19 protein-coding genes are annotated in these 18,424 nt (G+C 70.8%); 15 read left to right on the top strand and 4 right to left on the bottom strand.

The window, feature by feature from the left end; genetic code table 11:
• Nucleotides 1–226: 226 nt before the first annotated feature.
• The 6 genes from AB0924_RS02995 to AB0924_RS02970 all read left to right on the top strand — a co-directional run bounded on the left by AB0924_RS02995 (nt 227) and on the right by AB0924_RS02970 (nt 6,678).
• Nucleotides 227–550, top strand: a complete 324-nt coding sequence (locus tag AB0924_RS02995; RefSeq protein ID WP_003977346.1) for an integration host factor — start codon at nt 227–229, stop codon at nt 548–550.
• Between the two features lie 60 nt (nt 551–610).
• The gene (gene gmk / locus AB0924_RS02990) at nt 611–1,204 is read left to right on the top strand and encodes a guanylate kinase (RefSeq protein ID WP_358938258.1); all 594 of its coding nucleotides are present in this window, start codon (nt 611–613) and stop codon (nt 1,202–1,204) included.
• A gap of 74 nt (nt 1,205–1,278) precedes the next feature.
• Nucleotides 1,279–1,551 carry a DNA-directed RNA polymerase subunit omega gene (gene rpoZ / locus AB0924_RS02985; RefSeq protein WP_005319902.1) on the top strand — a complete coding sequence of 91 codons (273 nt, stop codon included), beginning with the start codon at nt 1,279–1,281 and terminating at the stop codon, nt 1,549–1,551.
• A gap of 113 nt (nt 1,552–1,664) precedes the next feature.
• Nucleotides 1,665–2,867, top strand: coding sequence for a bifunctional phosphopantothenoylcysteine decarboxylase/phosphopantothenate--cysteine ligase CoaBC (coaBC, locus tag AB0924_RS02980; RefSeq protein ID WP_358938302.1), 1,203 nt, complete (start codon nt 1,665–1,667; stop codon nt 2,865–2,867).
• 295 nt (nt 2,868–3,162) lie between these two features.
• The gene (gene metK / locus AB0924_RS02975) at nt 3,163–4,371 is read left to right on the top strand and encodes a methionine adenosyltransferase (protein ID WP_351663867.1); all 1,209 of its coding nucleotides are present in this window, start codon (nt 3,163–3,165) and stop codon (nt 4,369–4,371) included.
• Nucleotides 4,372–4,530: 159 nt separating this feature from the next.
• Entirely contained in the window at nt 4,531–6,678 is a 2,148-nt protein-coding gene (locus AB0924_RS02970) for a primosomal protein N' (protein WP_358938260.1), read from the top strand.
• 97 nt (nt 6,679–6,775) lie between these two features.
• Here AB0924_RS02970 and AB0924_RS02965 read toward each other — a convergent pair whose 3' ends face one another.
• Nucleotides 6,776–7,318, bottom strand: coding sequence for a hypothetical protein (locus AB0924_RS02965; RefSeq protein ID WP_358938262.1), 543 nt, complete (start codon nt 7,316–7,318; stop codon nt 6,776–6,778).
• 274 nt (nt 7,319–7,592) lie between these two features.
• Here AB0924_RS02965 and fmt point away from each other — a divergent pair, with 274 nt between their 5' ends.
• Together fmt and AB0924_RS02955 are read left to right on the top strand one after the other, a co-directional pair.
• A complete protein-coding gene (gene fmt, locus AB0924_RS02960; protein ID WP_366910514.1) occupies nt 7,593–8,525 on the top strand; it encodes a methionyl-tRNA formyltransferase in 933 nt (310 codons plus the stop codon).
• Nucleotides 8,526–8,605: 80 nt separating this feature from the next.
• The gene (locus AB0924_RS02955; RefSeq protein ID WP_358938266.1) at nt 8,606–10,024 is read left to right on the top strand and encodes a transcription antitermination factor NusB; all 1,419 of its coding nucleotides are present in this window, start codon (nt 8,606–8,608) and stop codon (nt 10,022–10,024) included.
• A 380-nt stretch (nt 10,025–10,404) separates the two neighbouring features.
• On the opposite strand, the gene AB0924_RS02950 is transcribed toward AB0924_RS02955, so the two are convergent.
• The 3 genes from AB0924_RS02950 to AB0924_RS02940 form a co-directional block, all read right to left on the bottom strand.
• Nucleotides 10,405–10,788: a hypothetical protein gene (locus AB0924_RS02950; protein ID WP_358938304.1), complete on the bottom strand. Its 384-nt coding sequence runs from the start codon at nt 10,786–10,788 to the stop codon at nt 10,405–10,407.
• Nucleotides 10,789–11,052: 264 nt separating this feature from the next.
• Nucleotides 11,053–12,216, bottom strand: a complete 1,164-nt coding sequence (locus AB0924_RS02945; protein WP_358938269.1) for an NAD-dependent formate dehydrogenase — start codon at nt 12,214–12,216, stop codon at nt 11,053–11,055.
• Nucleotides 12,217–12,370: 154 nt separating this feature from the next.
• Nucleotides 12,371–12,682: a hypothetical protein gene (locus tag AB0924_RS02940; protein ID WP_358938271.1), complete on the bottom strand. Its 312-nt coding sequence runs from the start codon at nt 12,680–12,682 to the stop codon at nt 12,371–12,373.
• A gap of 248 nt (nt 12,683–12,930) precedes the next feature.
• On the opposite strand from AB0924_RS02940, the gene AB0924_RS02935 reads away from it, so the two are divergent.
• The 7 genes from AB0924_RS02935 to AB0924_RS02905 all read left to right on the top strand — a co-directional run bounded on the left by AB0924_RS02935 (nt 12,931) and on the right by AB0924_RS02905 (nt 18,162).
• Nucleotides 12,931–13,227 carry a CrcB family protein gene (locus AB0924_RS02935; protein ID WP_366910513.1) on the top strand — a complete coding sequence of 99 codons (297 nt, stop codon included), beginning with the start codon at nt 12,931–12,933 and terminating at the stop codon, nt 13,225–13,227.
• 148 nt (nt 13,228–13,375) lie between these two features.
• Nucleotides 13,376–13,654: an FmdB family zinc ribbon protein gene (locus tag AB0924_RS02930; RefSeq protein ID WP_358938275.1), complete on the top strand. Its 279-nt coding sequence runs from the start codon at nt 13,376–13,378 to the stop codon at nt 13,652–13,654.
• A gap of 193 nt (nt 13,655–13,847) precedes the next feature.
• A complete protein-coding gene (locus tag AB0924_RS02925) occupies nt 13,848–14,483 on the top strand; it encodes an AmiS/UreI family transporter (protein ID WP_358938277.1) in 636 nt (211 codons plus the stop codon).
• A 24-nt stretch (nt 14,484–14,507) separates the two neighbouring features.
• Entirely contained in the window at nt 14,508–15,758 is a 1,251-nt protein-coding gene (gene fmdA / locus AB0924_RS02920; RefSeq protein WP_358938279.1) for a formamidase, read from the top strand.
• A gap of 244 nt (nt 15,759–16,002) precedes the next feature.
• Entirely contained in the window at nt 16,003–16,158 is a 156-nt protein-coding gene (locus AB0924_RS02915; protein ID WP_366910512.1) for a hypothetical protein, read from the top strand.
• A 183-nt stretch (nt 16,159–16,341) separates the two neighbouring features.
• The gene (gene rpe, locus AB0924_RS02910) at nt 16,342–17,028 is read left to right on the top strand and encodes a ribulose-phosphate 3-epimerase (RefSeq protein WP_358938282.1); all 687 of its coding nucleotides are present in this window, start codon (nt 16,342–16,344) and stop codon (nt 17,026–17,028) included.
• A gap of 90 nt (nt 17,029–17,118) precedes the next feature.
• On the top strand, nt 17,119–18,162 hold the full coding sequence (locus tag AB0924_RS02905) for a sugar-binding domain-containing protein (protein ID WP_358938284.1): 1,044 nt from the start codon (nt 17,119–17,121) through the stop codon (nt 18,160–18,162).
• Nucleotides 18,163–18,424 lie beyond the last annotated feature (262 nt).

The following is an 18,424-nucleotide window of genomic DNA, read 5'->3' as shown; positions in this document are numbered from 1 at the left end:
ATGTCTGAAATATCCGGCCTGACGGCGGCTGACCTGTACTTTTCCGCTGTTCTCGCTGACTCCGGCGGACTTGACCGCTAGTCTCCGAGCAGTGGGGGCACCTCCCGCGCCTCCGCAGGTAGTGGGGGAGAACGGGCAGCGTGTTGCTCGTGGCTCCCCAGGTGTGGGGCGACTAGGTTCCTCACCGGTCCGTATCCGACAGTTCGACATCCGAGGTGACGTAGGCGTGGCTCTTCCGCCCCTTACCCCTGAACAGCGCGCAGCCGCGCTCGAAAAGGCCGCCGCGGCTCGCCGGGAGCGGGCCGAGGTCAAGAATCGACTCAAGCACTCCGGCGCCTCCCTGCACGAGGTCATCAAGCAGGGCCAGGAGAACGACGTCATCGGCAAGATGAAGGTCTCCGCCCTGCTCGAGTCCCTGCCGGGCGTGGGCAAGGTCCGCGCCAAGCAGATCATGGAGCGTCTGGGCATCTCCGAGAGCCGTCGCGTGCGCGGTCTCGGCTCCAACCAGATCGCCTCCCTGGAGCGTGAGTTCGGCAGCACCGGCTCCTGAGTCCGGCCCCCGCCGGACCGGGAGTCCCGGGCACACCGGGATTGCTGGAATAATCGCTGCATGGCTGTAACACCCCGGGGGACGACCCCCGTGCCCCCGGACGCACGTCCGCGGCTGACCGTGCTCTCCGGCCCCTCCGGGGTCGGCAAGAGCACGGTCGTCGCTCATATGCGCAAGGAACATCCCGAGGTCTGGCTCTCGGTGTCCGCGACCACCCGCAAGCCGCGCCCCGGCGAGCAGCACGGAGTCCACTACTTCTTCGTCACCGACGACGAGATGGACAAGCTGATCGCCAACGGCGAGCTGCTGGAGTGGGCCGAGTTCGCCGGCAACCGCTACGGCACGCCCCGCACGGCCGTGCAGGAGCGGCTGGAGAAGGGCGAGCCCGTGCTGCTGGAGATCGACCTCCAGGGCGCCCGGCAGGTCCGCGAGTCCATGACCGACGCCCAGCTGGTGTTCCTGGCCCCGCCCTCCTGGGAGGAGCTGGTGCGCAGGCTTACCGGCCGGGGGACCGAGCCGCCCGAGGTCATCGAGCGCCGCTTGGACGCGGCGAAGACCGAGCTGGCGGCCGAGCCCGAGTTCGACGAGAGCCTCGTCAACACCTCCGTCGAGGACGTGGCCCGCGAGCTGCTAGCCTTGATGGACGTTGTGTGATCCTGCCGCCGCATCCAGGTGCACCCGGGCCGGTCCCACCGACTGATTCTTTCCCATCCATCGGAAGGTAGAGCGTGTCCTCTTCCATCACCGCGCCCGAGGGCATCATCAACCCGCCGATCGACGAGCTGCTCGAGGCAACCGACTCGAAGTACAGCCTCGTGATCTACGCGGCCAAGCGGGCCCGCCAGATCAACGCGTACTACTCGCAGCTCGGCGAGGGCCTGCTCGAGTACGTCGGTCCGCTCGTCGACACCCACGTCCACGAGAAGCCGCTGTCGATCGCCCTGCGTGAGATCAACGCCGGTCTGCTGACCTCCGAGGCCATCGAGGGCCCCGCCCAGTAGCACCGCGCGGTAGTACTTTCAGATCGCGGTTGACTTATCCACAGGCCCGGCAGTCATGCTGCCGGGCCTGTGGTGTGTGATGGACCCGTACGTTGCCGAACCCGGGAGAGATGGTGGACAAGCCGAGGGTCGTTCTGGGGGTCAGTGGCGGCATCGCCGCCTACAAGGCCTGTGAGCTGCTGAGGAGGTTCGCGGAGTCGGGCCACGACGTGCGCGTGGTGCCCACGGCCTCCGCGCTGCACTTCGTCGGCGCGGCCACCTGGTCCGCCCTCTCCGGCAAGCCGGTCTCCACGGAGGTCTGGGACCACGTCGACGAGGTGCCGCACGTCCGCATCGGCCAGCACGCCGACCTGGTCGTGGTGGCCCCGGCCACCGCCGACATGCTCGCCAAGGCCGCCCACGGCCTCGCGGACGACCTGCTGACCAACACCCTCCTCACCGCCCGCTGCCCGGTCGTCTTCGCGCCCGCCATGCACACGGAGATGTGGGAGCACCCCGCCACCCAGGAGAACGTGGCGACGCTGCGGCGCCGCGGCGCCGTCGTCATCGAGCCCGCGGTGGGCCGCCTCACCGGGGTCGACACCGGAAAGGGCCGGCTGCCCGACCCGGTGGAGATCTTCGAGGTGTGCCGCAGGGTCCTGGCCCGGGGCGCCCAGGCGCCCGATCTCGAGGGACGGCACGTCGTGGTCTCGGCCGGCGGTACCCGCGAGCCCCTCGACCCGGTCCGCTTCCTGGGCAACCGCTCCTCCGGCAAGCAGGGCTACGCCCTCGCCCGTACGGCCGCCGCCCGCGGCGCCCGGGTCACGCTGATCGCCGCCAACGCCGGGCTGCCCGACCCGGCCGGCGTCGACGTCGTGCCGGTGGGCACCGCCGTCCAGCTGCGCGAGGCCGTCCTGAAGGCCGCGGCCGACGCCGACGCCGTGGTCATGGCCGCCGCCGTCGCCGACTTCCGCCCCGCCGTCTACGCGGCCGGGAAGATCAAGAAGAAGGACGGCCAGGAGCCCGCTCCCATCACCCTGGTGCGGAATCCGGACATCCTCGCCGAGATTTCGGCCGAGCGCGCCCGGCCCGCGCAGGTCGTCGTCGGCTTCGCCGCGGAGACCGACGACGTGCTCGCCAACGGCCGCGCCAAGCTCGCCCGCAAGGGCTGCGACCTCCTCGTCGTCAACGAGGTGGGGGAGCGCAAGACGTTCGGCTCCGAGGAGAACGAGGCCGTGGTGCTGGGCGCCGACGGCAGCGAGACCCCCGTGCCGCACGGTCCCAAGGAGGCCCTCGCGGACATCGTCTGGGACCTGGTGGCCACCCGTCTCGGCTGACCCGGCCGTCGCCGTTGCGCCGTCCGGGCGCGGTCCGGTTCGGCCGTCCGGGCCGTTTTGATCCGGGCGCGCGACGTCGCTTTTCCGCCGCACAATGTCGCGTGGCGGCCCTGGCCAAGGCCGCTCGGCATTGTGCAGAATGCCCGTGCCGCAGGTCACAGCGCTCCCGAGTGGCGAGACACGTGGGCCGGCGGCCGAGTGCGACCGATAAACTGTTCTCGGACGACGTCGGGTGCAGCCCCCCGCGTCATCTGCCAATGATCAGCCAGCAGCCGCTGCAACCCCAGGGAGCGTTGTGTCCCGTCGCCTGTTCACCTCGGAGTCCGTGACCGAGGGTCACCCCGACAAGATCGCTGACCAGATCAGCGACACCATCCTCGACGCGCTGCTGCGCGAGGACCCCTCCTCGCGCGTCGCCGTCGAGACGCTGATCACCACCGGCCTGGTCCACGTGGCCGGCGAGGTGACGACCAAGGCCTACGCGGACATCGCGACCCTGGTCCGCAACAAGATCCTCGAGATCGGTTACGACTCCTCGAAGAAGGGCTTCGACGGAGCCTCCTGCGGCGTCTCGGTGTCGATCGGCGCGCAGTCCCCGGACATCGCGCAGGGCGTCGACACGGCCTACGAGTCCCGGGTCGAGGGCGACGAGGACGAGCTCGACAAGCAGGGCGCCGGCGACCAGGGCCTGATGTTCGGCTACGCCTCGGACGAGACCCCCACGCTGATGCCGCTGCCGGTCTTCCTGGCGCACCGCCTGTCGAAGCGGCTCTCCGAGGTCCGCAAGAACGGCACCATCCCCTACCTGCGCCCCGACGGCAAGACGCAGGTCACCATCGAGTACGACGGCGACAAGGCCGTCCGCCTCGACACGGTCGTGGTCTCCTCCCAGCACGCCTCGGACATCGACCTCGAGTCGCTGCTCGCTCCCGACATCCGCGAGTTCGTCGTCGAGCCTGAGCTGAAGGCGCTGCTCGAGGACGGCATCAAGCTGGACACCGAGGGCTACCGACTGCTGGTCAACCCGACCGGCCGTTTCGAGATCGGCGGCCCCATGGGCGACGCCGGCCTGACCGGCCGCAAGATCATCATCGACACCTACGGCGGCATGGCCCGCCACGGCGGCGGCGCCTTCTCCGGCAAGGACCCGTCCAAGGTCGACCGCTCCGCCGCCTACGCCATGCGCTGGGTCGCCAAGAACGTCGTGGCGGCGGGCCTGGCCTCCCGCTGCGAGGTCCAGGTCGCCTACGCCATCGGCAAGGCCGAGCCGGTGGGTCTGTTCGTGGAGACCTTCGGCACCGCCAAGATCGACCACGAGAAGATCGAGAAGGCGATCGACGAGGTCTTCGACCTCCGCCCGGCCGCCATCATCCGCGACCTCGACCTGCTCCGCCCGATCTACGCCCAGACCGCCGCGTACGGCCACTTCGGCCGCGAGCTGCCCGACTTCACCTGGGAGCGCACGGACCGCGTGGACGCCCTGCGCCAGGCCGCGGGCCTGTAGTCCCGTCCCGGTCGTCCCACCGAGGCCCGGTCTCCCTTCGGGGGGAGCCGGGCCTCGGCGTGTGTCCGGCGCTCCCGCACCGTCCCGCCCAGGCCCTCCGCCCCCGGCGGGATCCGCTCGGGGCGCCGGTTGTCGGTGGCGTTTGGTAAGAATGCAAGCGTGAGCAGCGAGAACGGTTCGGGGGGCGGCGGGGCCGAGGGGGCGCCGCCGGAACAGCTCGCGCTCATCCGGGAGAGCGTGCGGGGGGCCAAGGTGCCCCGGGCCAAACCGCGGACCTGGCGGGGCGCCGCGCTGGCCGGAGAGCTGCCCGTGGCACGGGTGCTCGTCGACAAGGGCGTACTGCACCTCGACCGGTACTTCGACTACGCGGTACCCGAGGAACTGGACGCCGAGGCGCAGCCCGGGGTCAGGGTGCGGGTGCGGTTCGGGGCCGGGCGGGGGCGCGTGCGCGAGGGGCGGCGCGAGGGCGGCGGGCTCATCGGCGGCTTCATCGTCGAGCGCCGGGCCGAGTCCGACTACTCCGGGCCGCTGGCCGCCCTCGCCCAGGTGGTCTCGCCCGAGCCCGTGCTCAGCGACGAGTTGCTGGGGCTCGCGCGGGCCGTCGCCGACCGGTACGCGGGGAGCCTCGCCGATGTGCTTCAGCTAGCCGTGCCGCCGCGCAGCGCGCGGGCCGAGCGGCGCCCGTCGCCCGCCCCGCTGCCCGCGCCGCCGGCGCCGGACCCGGGCTCATGGGCGCGGTACGAGCAGGGGGACGCCTTCCTCCGGTCGCTGGCCGCCGGCGCCTCCCCGCGAGCCGTGTGGAACGCGCTGCCGGGCCCGCTGTGGAGCGACGAGCTGGCCCGGGCCGTCGCCGCCACGCTCGCCTCGGGACGTGGCGCGCTCGTCGTCGTACCGGACGGGCGGGCCGCCGCCCGGGTGGACGCCGCGCTGACCGCGCTGCTCGGCGAGGGCCGGCATGTGCTGCTCACCGCCGACGCCGGCCCCGAGAAGCGGTACGCGCAGTGGCTCGCGGTGCGGCGCGGGTCGGTGCGCGCCGTCGTCGGCACCCGGGCGGCGATGTTCGCGCCCGTGCGGGATCTCGGGCTCGTCGCCGTCTGGGACGACGGCGACGGCAGCCACAGCGAGCAGCACGCCCCGCAGCCGCACGCCCGGGATGTGCTGCTGCTGCGCGCCACACTCGACAAGTGCGCCTTTCTGCTCGGCGGCTGGAGCTGCACGGTCGAGGCGGCCCAGCTCGTCGAGAGCGGCTGGGCGCGGCCCCTGGTCGCCGGCCGGGAGCAGGTACGGCAGGCCGCCCCCCTCGTGCGCACGGTCGGGGACCAGGATCTCGCGCGCGACGAGGCCGCCCGCGCTGCCCGGCTGCCCACGCTCGCCTGGCAGGCGGTCCGTGAGGGGCTGCGGCACGGCCCCGTGCTGGTGCAGGTGCCCCGGCGCGGCTACGTGCCGCGCATGGCCTGTGCGCAGTGCAGGGCGCCCGCCCGGTGCCGGCACTGCGCGGGCCCGCTGGAGGCCCAGGACGCCGGTGTGCTGCGGTGCGGCTGGTGCGGGCGCGAGGAGAACGCCTGGCGCTGCCCGGAGTGCGGGAGCTTCCGCCTGCGGGCCCAGGTCGTGGGGGCGCGGCGGACCGCCGAGGAACTGGGGCGGGCCTTCCCCGCCGTACCGGTGCGCACATCGGGGCGCGAGCATGTGCTGGACACGGTGCCGGACACGCCCGCGCTGGTGGTGAGCACGCCGGGGGCCGAGCCCGTCGCCGACGGCGGCTACGCGGCGGCCCTGCTGCTGGACGGCTGGGCCATGCTCGGGCGGCCCGACCTGCGGGCCGGTGAGGAGGCCCTGCGGCGGTGGATCGCCGCCGGGGCGCTCGTCCGGCCGCAGGGCGAGCGGGGGACCGTGGTCGTGGTGGCCGAGCCGACCCTGCGTCCCGTGCAGGCGCTGGTGCGCTGGGACCCGGTGGGCCACGCGGTGCGGGAGCTGGCCGAGCGGGCCGAGCTGGGCTTCCCTCCGGTGTCCCGGATGGCGGCCGTGTCCGGGACGGCCGAGGCCGTAGCCGAGTTCCTCGGCACCGCCGGACTGCCCGCGGACGCCGAGGTGCTGGGCCCGGTGCCGGTGCCCCCCACCCTGCCGGGCCGGCCCCGCAGGCCCGGTGCGCCGCCACCCGGTGAGCACTGGGAACGGGCGCTGGTGCGGGTGCCCCCGGGCAGCGGGGCCGCGCTGGCCACCGCCCTGAAGACGGCTCAGGCGGCGCGGATGGCGCGGGGGAGCGAGGAGCCGGTGCGGGTGCGGGTCGATCCCCCGGACATCGGCTGAGAGCTCATCGGACGCGCTTCGCGCCGTCCCCGGGGCATGCGTCTGCCCTCCCGGTGTCTCCGGGAGGGCAGGGATGAGGTCGGGCCGGGCAGTGCGCTCAGCCGTTGCGCGGGCCCGGAAAGGCCGTCGGCCGGGCGTCTTCGCGGAGCGTCGGGCTGCCAGCGGTCGGCTGCGTCGGCATCGAACGGGCCGCGGGCACCGTCGGCACCGTGGGCAGGGGGGAGTCCACGTCGAGCGTGCGGGTGTCGGACGGCTCCGTGGCCCGCTCGTTCTCGGCGGCCGCCTGCGTCGCGGCCCGGCGGGCGCCGTAACGGCGGTGCACCGCCTGCTTGGTGACGCCGAGGGCCGAGCCTACCGCGTCCCAGGAGAAGCCGAGCGAGCGGTCGAAGTCCACGGCTGCGGTCACCAGCGTCTCGACGCTGTCCCGGAGCTCCTGGGCGAGGCGGACCGTGGGGGCGGGGGCTCGTCCGTAGACGACGAACCCCGTGGACGGGCCGGAACGGCGCGGACGGTAGACGTTGCCCAGCTGGGCGGTGAGCGTGCGCAGCGCGTCCACCTGCCGGCGGACCCGCTCGATGTCCCGCACCAGCAAGTGCAGGCTGGCCCGGGCCTGGGCGTCGTGGGTTGCGTGGTCGGCCATGAACAAGCCTCTCGAACCGGCGTTGAAAGGAACTGGGCCGCTGGCGCGGCCCGATGTGGTCAACTCTCTCTTGACCAACGCGTGGACGCTCCGCTGGTCACGGGGTGGGGGCGTACGGGCATATGCGTACGCCGCCCGTCACCCGCGCACCACCGGCGCGGCCCGGTCGCCGCCGTCGCCAGCGCGTCCATGGCAGGTGGGGCGGGGGGCCGGGCCGGGCCATAGACTGGTGCGCCGCCCGTCCAACCCCCGCCCGAGAGGCCCGATCCCGCCCATGAAGCTCGTCTTCGCCGGTACCCCCGAGGTCGCCGTTCCCGCCCTGGACGCTCTCCTCGCCTCCGGGCGGCACGAGGTGGCCGCCGTCGTCACACGGCCCGACGCGCCGGCCGGACGGGGGCGCAGGCTGGTCGCGTCCCCCGTGGCCGAACGGGCGGCGGAGGCCGGGATCGAGGTGCTGAAGCCGGTCAAGCCGCGTGACCCCGAGTTCCTGGAGCGGCTGCGGGAGATCGCCCCGGACTGCTGCCCCGTGGTCGCCTACGGCGCGCTGCTGCCCAGGGTCGCCCTGGACGTCCCGGCGCACGGCTGGGTCAATCTGCACTTCTCCCTGCTGCCCGCCTGGCGCGGGGCCGCACCCGTGCAGCACGCCCTCATGGCGGGCGACGAGATCACCGGAGCCTCCACTTTCCTCATCGAGGAGGGGCTCGACTCGGGGCCGGTGTACGGCACCGTCACCGAGCAGGTCCGGCCCACCGACACCAGCGGCGACCTGCTCACCCGGCTCGCGTTCGCCGGCGCCGGTCTGCTGGCCGCGACCATGGACGGCATCGCGGACGGCACCCTGAAGGCGGTACCGCAGCCGGCCGAGGGCATCACCCTCGCACCAAAGATCACCGTCGAGGACGCCCAGGTGGACTGGGCGGCGCCGGCGCTCCGCGTCGACCGGGTGGTGCGCGGCTGCACGCCCGCGCCCGGCGCCTGGACCACGTTCCGCGGCGAACGGCTCAAGCTCGTCCAGGTCACGCCCGTGCCCGAGCGCACCGGCCTCGCGCCGGGGCACCTCGCGGCCGGCAAGAACAGCGTGCACGTGGGCACCGGCTCGTACGCCGTCGAGCTGCTGTGGGTGCAGGCGCAGGGCAAGAAGCCGATGCGGGCCGCCGACTGGGCGCGCGGGGCGCGCATCACGGAGGGGGAGACGCTCGGGGGCTGAGCCCCGAGCGGCGGGGGCCCGGCCGCGGCGACGTACGCTGGGAACCGCACTCCCTTCTTCACATCCGGAGCACCTTTTTCGTGAGCGAGCAGTCCCAGCGGCCGCGCCGGCCCGCCAAGCCCTACCGCCGTCCCCAGAAGGACCCCGTCCGCATCCTGGCCTTCGACGCGCTGCGCGCGGTGGACGAACGGGACGCGTACGCCAACCTGGTCCTGCCGCCGCTGCTGCGCAAGGCCCGCGAGAAGGGCGGCTTCGAGGCGCGGGACGCCGCGCTCGCCACGGAGCTGGTGTACGGGACGCTGCGCCGGCAGGGCACCTACGACGCCGTCATCGCCGCCTGCGTCGACCGGCCGCTGCGCGAGGTCGACCCGCCGGTGCTCGACGTGCTCAGCCTGGGCGTGCACCAGCTCCTCGGGACCCGGATCCCGACCCACGCCGCCGTGTCCGCCTCCGTGGAGCTGGCGCGGGTGGTGCTCGGGGACGGGCGCGCCAAGTTCGTCAACGCGGTGCTGAGGAAGGTGGCCCAGAACGATCTCGACGGCTGGGTCGAGAAGGTCGCGCCCCCTTACGACGAGGATCCCGAGGATCATCTCGCCGTCGTGCACTCGCACCCCCGCTGGGTCGTCTCCGCGCTGTGGGACTCCCTCGGCGGCGGCCGGGCCGGCATCGAGGAACTGCTGGCGGCCGACAACGAGCGGCCCGAGGTCACGCTCGTCGCGCGGCCGGGCCGGGCCACCACCGAGGAACTGCTGCGCGAGGACGCCGCCGTGCCGGGCCGCTGGTCGCCGTACGCCGTGCGGCTGGCCGAGGGCGGCGAGCCGGGCGCGGTGCGGGCCGTGCACGAGGGGCGGGCCGGAGTGCAGGACGAGGGCAGCCAGCTGGTCGCCCTCGCGCTCGCGAACGCCCCGCTCGACGGCCCCGACACCACGTGGCTCGACGGCTGCGCCGGTCCCGGCGGCAAGGCCGCCCTGCTGGCCGCCCTCGCCGCCGAACGCGGGGCCGCGTTGCTGGCCGCCGAGAAGCAGCCGCACCGGGCGGGACTGGTGGCCAGGGCCCTCCAGGGCAACCCGGGCCCGTACCAGGTCGTCACCGCCGACGGGACCCGGCCGCCGTGGCGGGCCGGCTCCTTCGACCGGGTCCTGATGGACGTGCCCTGCACCGGGCTCGGCGCCCTGCGCCGGCGCCCCGAGGCACGGTGGCGCCGCCGCCCGGAGGATCTGGACACCTTCGGGCCGCTCCAGCGCGCCCTGCTCCGCACCGCACTGGACTCGGTGCGGGTCGGTGGAGTGGTCGGCTACGCCACCTGCTCACCGCATCTCGCCGAGACCCGGGCGGTCGTCACCGACGTGCTCAAGCAGCGCCCGGACACCGAGCTGATCGACGCCCGCCCCCTGCTGCCCGGCGTCCCGGCGCTCGGCGAGGGACCCGACGTACAGCTCTGGCCGCACCTGCACGGCACCGACGCGATGTACCTGGCCCTGATCCGCCGCACCGGCTGACACCGGCCGGCGCTAATTGGTCAGACAATGGCCAATCAGAATGAGAATTGGTCACTTATTCTGAGACGCTACAGGGACACCAGCCCGCACAGATGGAGCGCCGGACCAGCGTGAGCCGACTCGATCTCGTCGTCACGGCCATGTCGGCCGCACTGTTCGGTACCAGCCGAAACGGCGCTCGGTGACGCGCGAGCGCGGCTCGCGGGCGTGGCTGTCCCTGTCGACCGTCGTCTACGGCGGGGACAGCATCGACCGGCGGCAGGAGCCGGGTGACGTCGTTCTCGTGACAGACAGTCCGGATGACCGCGGGTGGGGTGCCATGACCGTACGTGATCAGATGGCGGTTCGTTGCGGCTCGGCCGCGGGAGCCCAGGAGATCGTCAGAGCTTCCCGCCGATCTCACAGGCCTGGCACGGCGGCCGGCCACAGGTGCACTGCATGATGGCCTCGAGGACCTCGCGGTCGTGGTAGAGGCACTCGTCCTTGCAGGTGTGACGCGGGATGAATCCTGCCGGGATCTCGCCGGGCCACGGCTCGTGGCCGTCCCGGCAGCGGATGAACCGCTCGGGGTCGGCGGATTGCAGTTCGTGCATGCTCGACCGCGCCTCGTCCTCCAGCTCACGCACTCGTTCCACCAGAGCCTTGAGCTCGGCGGCGATGCCGGAGTACAGGTCGGCGCCGGTCCTTACGTGCGCGGCCCGCAGTGCCATCGCTGCGTTGCCCAAAAACCTGCCGGCATCCTGAAGGTCGGTCACGTGGTGCATCTGAATTCCGGTCACGCCCCGGACCCACACTGCATCCGTGCTCACTGATCCACCTTCCCGGCGTTCGCCTGGTTTTCTTACGAGAGATTACCCGCGGCGCCGGTATCTCTGCGTAATGAAAAACAATCTATTCATGGACGCTAAAGGTTTCGCCCGGGCCCGTCCAGTAAATCGTGGGTGAATCGGCTCACAGCCGGGGTGGTGGATCTTCTATTCAATCTGCAGCTGGTTTCTTGTCCGTCGGATGTACCCCGCCCGAGTCGGTCAACCGACGACCGTATAGGAGCTCGCTCCCGTCCCGGCCAGCCCACCGCCTTCGACGATCAGGTACTCCGGGCGGATGGGACGACCGTCCAGCCAGCACTCCAGGATCTCCCGCGTACCGGCCGCGTAGCGTGCCTGCGCCGAGAGGGTCGACCCGGAAACGTGGGGCGTCATCGCCTCGTAGGGCATGGTGCGCCAGGGGTGGTCGGGCGGTGGCGGCTGCGGATACCAGACGTCACCGGCGTAACCGGCCAGTTGTCCGCTGTTGAGGGCCAGCACTACGGAATCCCGGTTGACGATGAGCGCCCGCGCGGTGTTGACGATGTACGAACCGCGCTTCATGGCCCCGATCAGCTCGTCGTTGAAGAGGTTCTGTGTCTGTGGATGCAGCGGAGTGTGGATCGAGAGCACATCGACGGAAGAGGCCAGCGAACGGGCGTCGGGATGCCAGGTCAGCTCCAGCTCCTCCTCGATCTCCTTGTCCAGCCGGTGCACGTCGCAGTAGTGCAGCTTGACGTCGAACGGCTTGAGGCGGCGCAGTACCGCCTGGCCGATTCGGCCGGAGCCGAGGACGCCGACGTCCATGCCTTCGAGGTCGTAGGCGCGCGAGACGCTGTCGGCGATGTTCCACCCCTTCTTGGTGGTCACCCACTCGTGAGCCGGCATGTAGTTGTGCACCAGGGTGAGAATCTGCATCACGGCGTGCTCCGACACGCTGATGCTGTTGCTGAAAGTCACCTCGGCCACAGTCATGCCGTGGGCGATGGCGGTCGGCAGGTCGACGTGGTCCGACCCGATCCCCGCGGTGATCGCGAGTTTGAGCCGGGAAGCCGCGGCGATGCGTTCGGGGGTCAGATAGGCGGGCCAGAATGGCTGCGAGATGACCACGTCGGTGTCGGGAAGCTCGCGGTCCAGGGTGGAGTCCGCCCCTTCCTTGTCGCTTGTGACGACGAGAGTGTGACCCCGGTCCTCCAGGAACCGGCGCAGCCCCAGTTCTCCTGAGACGCAGCCGAGGAGGTGCCCCGGGGTGAAATCGATGGCCTGCGGGGTCGGCGCGGTCTGACCGCCCGGGTAGCCGCTGATGGTGGGGATCTCGTCGCGGGCGTAGTCGGGAGGATAACCGCCCACGGGGTCCGGATAGAGCACCGCAAGGATTTTTGCCATGGCCGTCCTCCATCGGTGGGGCCACTGCTCCTGTGAACGGGTAGGGCACCGGCAAGCCGGTCGAACACCGATGATCTTGAATTTTAGTCGAGTGTGCGTCGGCACTGCAATCCCCTGGGATAATGGGGAGGTGTTCCGGCGGATAGGGATGCGACTATTCGATGAGGCTTTGGCAGTAGCTCGGGAGCCGTTCCGCGTACGTCTGCGCGGGGGCGTCCTGGCGGCGGTCGCGCTCGGCGGTCTGCTGGGCGGGACGGCCCGTTATGCCCTGGTGCCGGCCCTTCCCCGCCCCGGGGGTGGGGTTCCCGTGGGCGACGTTCGCCGTCAACGTGTCCGGGGCGTTCGTGCCGGCACTGCTGCTCGTGTATGTGTTGGAGATCTGACCGCCGACCCGGTACGTGCGGCCGTTCGCCGCCGTCGGCTTCCTCGGCGCCTTCACCACCTTCTCGACCTGGATGGTCGACACCCGATCGCCTGCTGGGCCACGGCCACTACGCGGCCGCGGCGTTGAATATTTTCGGGAGCCTCTTCGCCGGCTTGGCCGCCACCGTTGTGGGCCTGGTCATCGGCAGGCTGACATCGGCCCGGCGCGTTCGGCTCGACGCGCGGCGCGGGCGCGCCCGCCGGTACGGCTGGTGGATACGGTGATCACCCTGCTCGCCGTCGGTGCGGCGGCCGCCGTCGGGGCAGTAGCGCGCGTTACTCGACCAGTACGTGCAGTACCGGAGCCCGGGCGCGTTCCCGCGCGGCACCTGGCTGATCAACGTGACCGGCTCGTTCGTGCTGGGGTTGCTGGTGGGTCTCGGCGCACGGCACGCACTGCCGGACCAGGTCGTAGTCATTGCCGGTGTCGGTTTCTGCGGCGCCTATACGACGTTCTCCACATTCAGTTACGAGTTGGTCCACCTGCGCGAGAAGAGGCAGGTAGGAAAGTCCCTGCTGTACGGCGCTTCGAGCCTCGCCGCGGGTCTCTCGGCGGCAGCGGCAGGGCTCGCCATCGGGTCGTTCTGAGAAAGGGCAGGCTCGTCCGTCCGGACTTGACACGTCGTTTTACAAGACGTCTCCTTAAAGCAAGGAAACATTGTGTGGCGTGCGCTTGTCCGGGTGCGTCGCACGCGCTCGGGGTTGGCCAGCGTCCACCGGCGTCCGGAGGCTGCTGATGGCAACCTATGAATATCTATGCAGCCGCTGTGGGCCCTTCGATGTGAAGTTGGAAATCGGGACGGCGCCCCAAGTTTATGACTGCCCTGTGTGCGCAGGCGCTGCGAAACGTGTGTATTCGGCGCCCGGCCTTTCGCTGACCCCGAACGAGGTCGCCGCCCTCCATGTACGGGAGGAACAGGCGCGTGAGGCCCCGGCGGTAGTCTCTGAAGTGCCGCCACGCAGGAGGGTGCCACACCACCCGCACCCCGCGCTTTCGCGGCTGCCCCGTCCCTGAGGGCGGTGGTCGAAAAGGCAGAACGTCTCATGCGGGTTTCGGCATCGGGCACGACGTCGTTCCCGTAGCGGTGCGCGGAACGCGGAATCACGCGACGCGGGCCGGGAGCCGAGCCCCCTCCTCGGCAGCTCGTCGGTGACCACCCGGGCGCGACGCGATTCCGCCCCCATGCGGATTTGGGAGGTGTGTCCCCATGGGAAACGTGGGACTGCTCTTCGTCGGTGCGGTGCTCTACTTGAACGGGCTGTTGCTGCTGGGGAAGGTCGATGGCAGGTCCGCAGCAGTGTTCAACCTCTTCGTGGGTGGACTACAGGTGTTGACGCCGACCTATCTCATCTTCACGGCAGGCAACGACTCCACGAAGATTCTGGCGGCATCAGGAATTTACCTGTTCGGGTTCACCTACCTGTACGTGGGAATTGTGCTGCTCGCCGGGATCGACAATATCGGCGTCGGCTACTACTCCCTCTTCGTGGCGATCGTGGCCCTTGGGTATTCATTCGCGAACTTCCACCTCCTCAAGGACTACCCGTTCGGAGTTATTTGGCTCTACTGGTCCTTCCTGTGGTTCCTGTTCTTCCTGCTGCTCGGTCTCAAGAAGACGGAGTTGTCTGACTATGTGGGCTGGGTGACGGCGATCGAGGGCTGGGTCACGGGTGTCATTCCCGCGGCGCTTCTGCTCTCCGGTTACTGGAAGCACACCACGGAGATCGCCATCGCCCTCGGTGCCTTCGGTGTCGTCGTGTTCGCGGCACTGTGGCCGCTCACCAGGAAATCGCGGCGGCCGGCCCCGGCCGGATCGGCCGGAAGTACGGGCACAACGTCCTGACCGGATCAAGAGTGAGAGGCTGTCATGCCTGAAGTCGTATTCAGAGTGGACCAGAGCAAGTCGATGCGAGAGCAGGACGTTCCCGGACACAACAGGTGGCACCCGGACGTCCCCATCGCCGCCATGGTGAAGCCAGGAGCGGAGTTCCGCATGGAGTGCCGTGACTGGACCGACTGCCAGGTCGGCAACAACGACTCCTCCAACGACGTACGCGACATCGACCTGACCATCCCGCACATGCTCAGCGGCCCGATAGGTGTGGAGGGCGCCGAACCCGGCGACCTGCTCGTCGTCGACATCCTCGACCTCGGTCCCGTGCCGCAGCAGACCGGGGACGCGGCAGGACAGGGCTGGGGCTACACCGGCATCTTCGCCAAGGCCAACGGCGGAGGCTTCCTGACCGACTACTTCCCGGACGCCTACAAAGCGGTATGGGACTTCCACGGACAGCAGGCCGTCTCCCGCCACCTTCCCGGGATCCGCTTCACCGGGATCACCCACCCCGGGCTGTTCGGAACTGCCCCGTCCACAGAGATGCTCGCCCGTTGGAACGCCCGCGAGCAGGCGCTGATCGAGACCGACCCGAACCGGGTCCCGCCCCTCGCCGTACCGCCGGACAGCACCAACGCACTCGCGGGCACGGCCACTGGAGACCTCGCCACGCGCATCGCCGCGGAAGGCGCACGCACGGTGCCGGCGCGCGAGAACGGAGGCAACCACGACATCAAGAACTTCACCCGGGGATCGAGAGTCTTCTACCCCGTACACGTCAAGGAGGCGAAGCTGTCCGGAGGCGACCTGCACTTCAGTCAGGGCGACGGAGAGATCACCTTCTGCGGCGCCATCGAGATGGGCGGGTACATCGACTTCCACGTCGACCTGATCAAGGGCGGCATGGAGACGTATGGCATCTCCACCAACCCGGTGTTCATTCCGGGCAACGTCGAGCCGAGGTACACGGAGTTCATCACCTTCATCGGGATCTCCGTCGACCACGACACGGACACGAACTACTACCTCGACGCGACACTGGCCTACCGCCGGGCCTGCCTCAACGCCGTCGAGTACTTCAAGAAGTTCGGCTACAGCGGAGAGCAGGCCTACCTGCTGCTCGGCTCCTCCCCCATAGAGGGACGTATCAGCGGCATCGTCGACATCCCCAACGCCTGCTGCTCGTTGTACGTACCCACCGCCATGTTCGACTTCGAGGTCCGTCCGAGCGCCGCCGGACCGATGAAGGCCGACCGAGGCCAGTGCGCGTTGGCCACCGCCTGACCGGACCCCGGCTGCGGCCCCCGCGGATTCGACACGGCGGGTCGCGGCCGGGACTCTGTCTGCGCGGTTGAGGTCGGTCCGCCGACTGCGGGTGTCGGGTGTCGTACGGATGAGCCCCGGACAGTTAAACGCCGGCGCCGTGCCCGGGGGCGAGGCTACGGTTCCTCGTTCCTGGGCGCGGTCGTGTTCCGTTTCCCGAGGAAACAGCGTTGGTTCGTTGAGGAAGCAGGAGGTGAGGACATTGGTGACTGTCACGGTGACGGGTGCTGCCCGCATTCAGGAGTTCATCATCGTTTCCACCCCTGCGGTCTGGCGGCTGACACCCACACATTTCCGCGCCGAGCGCGAGCGTCGTCCGCATCTGTACCTCTCTTCAGCCACGCACGGGATCATCTCCTAGCGCAGCCGGCACCCGACAAGTGATCACGAAACGGACGGCTGTGGTCATGAGAATCGGGAACCTGCGCCGGCATTCCCTGGGGACCCGGGGAACTGCGCGACCGACCGTACCGGCCCGCAGCCGAAATACAACCTCGATGGACCGCCGTTACAGGCAAGCGCAGCGGCATGGCAGGCTTGGGTCATGGCCGCGCAGATCAACCCCAGCATTCTGTCCGCCGACTTCGCCCGCCTCGCGGACGAGGCCAAGGCGGTCGAGGGAGCCGACTGGCTCCACGTCGACGTCATGGACAACCATTTCGTCCCGAATCTCACGCTCGGCGTGCCGGTCGTGGAGTCCCTCGCGCGCGCCACGGGTACCCCGCTGGACTGCCATCTGATGATCGAGGACCCCGATCGCTGGGCGCCGCAGTACGTCGAGGCGGGGGCCTCGTCGGTCACCTTCCACGTCGAGGCGGCCGCCGCGCCGGTGCGGCTCGCCCGGGAGATCCGCGCCAAGGGCGCCCGCGCCTCCATGGCGCTGAAGCCCGCGACGCCGATCGAGCCGTACGAGGACCTGCTGCCGGAACTGGACATGCTGCTGATCATGACGGTCGAGCCGGGCTTCGGCGGGCAGGCCTTCCTCGACATCATGCTCCCGAAGATCCGCCGCACCCGGGAGCTGATCGGCAAGCACGGCCTCCAGCTCTGGCTGCAGGTCGACGGCGGTGTCTCGGCCTCGACCATCGAGCGGTGCGCGGACGCGGGCGCGGACGTCTTCGTGGCCGGCTCGGCCGTGTACGGGGCCGAAGACCCGGCGGAGGCGGTGCGGGCGCTGCGTGCCCAGGCGGATTCCGTTACCGCCGAGGCGTCCTGGGCATGCGGCCACTGAGCCACGGCTACGTGAACGCTTGAGTGAACGCCGCCCATGTGGGCGGAGCAGTCGCGCCGGATCTGCAAGGATGAACGGCGAATCCAGAGTGTGAACAGCAGTGAGGAGATCGCCGTGTCGGGTATGTCGGCGGGCCGGTCAGCCATGCGGATGGGACCCGCTGAGCTGGTGCAGGCGGCGGCCATGGCCCGCCGCTTCTACCTCGAGGGCAAATCCAAGATCCAGATCGCGGAGGAGTTCGGCGTCAGCCGCTTCAAAGTGGCTCGGGTCCTGGAGACGGCCCTTGAACGGGATCTCGTGCGTATCGAGATCCGTGTGCCGGCCGAGCTGGACGCAGAGCGCTCCGACGCGCTCCGCGCCCGCTACGGCCTGAGGCACGCCGTGGTGGTCGAGTCCCCGGCCGAGGCCGAGGAGACCCCCGACCCCGAGAACCTCGGCGAGGTGGCCGCCGATCTGCTCGGCGAGCTCGTCAACGAGGGGGATGTGCTCGGGCTGGCCTGGGGCCGCTCCACCATTCACATGGCGGCCGCGCTCGACCGGCTGCCGCCGTGCACGGTGGTGCAGCTGACGGGTGTGTACGACGCCGGGACCTCCGAGCGCGGCTCGGTGGAGGCCGTGCGCCGTGCCGCCCAGGTGTCGGGCGGCGACGCCCACCCCATCTACGCGCCGATGCTGCTGCCGGACGCGGCCACCGCGGCCGCGCTGCGCAACCAGACGGGGATCGCCCGGGCCTTCGAGTACTTCGACAAGGTCACGGTCGCCTGTGTCTCCATCGGCTCCTGGGAGCCCGGTATCTCGACGGTGCACGACATGCTCAGCGACGAGGAGCGCGCGCACTACGCCTCGCTCGGTGTCGCCGCCGAGATGGCCGCCCACCTGTTCGACGCCCAGGGGCGCCGGATCGGGCGGGACCTGGGGGAGCGGTGCATCACGGTCAAGGCCGACCAGCTCCGCCGCATCCCGGAGGTCGTGGCGATCGCCGGCGGGCAGCGCAAGGCGTCCGCGATCGACGCGGTGCTGCGCTCCGGGCTGGTCACCAGCCTGGTCACGGACACCTCGGCCGCCGACTACCTGATGACGGCCGGCCCGGCGCCGAAGCCCACGCTCGGCCGCGCGGACCCGGACGGGCACTGACGGGCCCCTTCCGGGTTCTACGGACCCTGTCGGACCCCGACGCCGACGGGCCCGGCAGGATCCCGACGGGCACTGACGCGCCCTGTCCGGGCACTGGCGGACCCGACGGACCCCGACGGGCACTGACGCGCCCTGTCCGGGCACTGGCGGACCCGACGGACCCAGACGGGCACTGACGCGCCCTGTCCGGGCACTGGCGGACCCGACGGACCCAGACGGGCACTGACGCGCCCTGTCCGGGCACTGGCGGACCCGACGGACC

Source organism: Streptomyces sp. NPDC047869 (assembly GCF_040704065.1).
Lineage (GTDB): Bacteria > Actinomycetota > Actinomycetes > Streptomycetales > Streptomycetaceae > Streptomyces.
The sequence above is the reverse complement of the archived record's forward strand: the minus strand, read 5'-3'. Positions and strand labels throughout refer to the sequence as shown.

Coding starts and splice junctions, on each gene's coding strand:
- AB0924_RS02945 (WP_358938269.1), bottom strand. CDS start 12,216: ATGGCAAAAATCCTTGCGGTGCTCTATCCGGACCCCGTGGGCGGTTAT.
- AB0924_RS02950 (WP_358938304.1), bottom strand. CDS start 10,788: ATGCACCACGTGACCGACCTTCAGGATGCCGGCAGGTTTTTGGGCAAC.
- AB0924_RS02925 (WP_358938277.1), top strand. CDS start 13,848: ATGGGAAACGTGGGACTGCTCTTCGTCGGTGCGGTGCTCTACTTGAAC.
- rpe (WP_358938282.1), top strand. CDS start 16,342: ATGGCCGCGCAGATCAACCCCAGCATTCTGTCCGCCGACTTCGCCCGC.
- fmdA (WP_358938279.1), top strand. CDS start 14,508: ATGCCTGAAGTCGTATTCAGAGTGGACCAGAGCAAGTCGATGCGAGAG.
- AB0924_RS02930 (WP_358938275.1), top strand. CDS start 13,376: ATGGCAACCTATGAATATCTATGCAGCCGCTGTGGGCCCTTCGATGTG.
- fmt (WP_366910514.1), top strand. CDS start 7,593: ATGAAGCTCGTCTTCGCCGGTACCCCCGAGGTCGCCGTTCCCGCCCTG.
- AB0924_RS02965 (WP_358938262.1), bottom strand. CDS start 7,318: ATGGCCGACCACGCAACCCACGACGCCCAGGCCCGGGCCAGCCTGCAC.
- gmk (WP_358938258.1), top strand. CDS start 611: ATGGCTGTAACACCCCGGGGGACGACCCCCGTGCCCCCGGACGCACGT.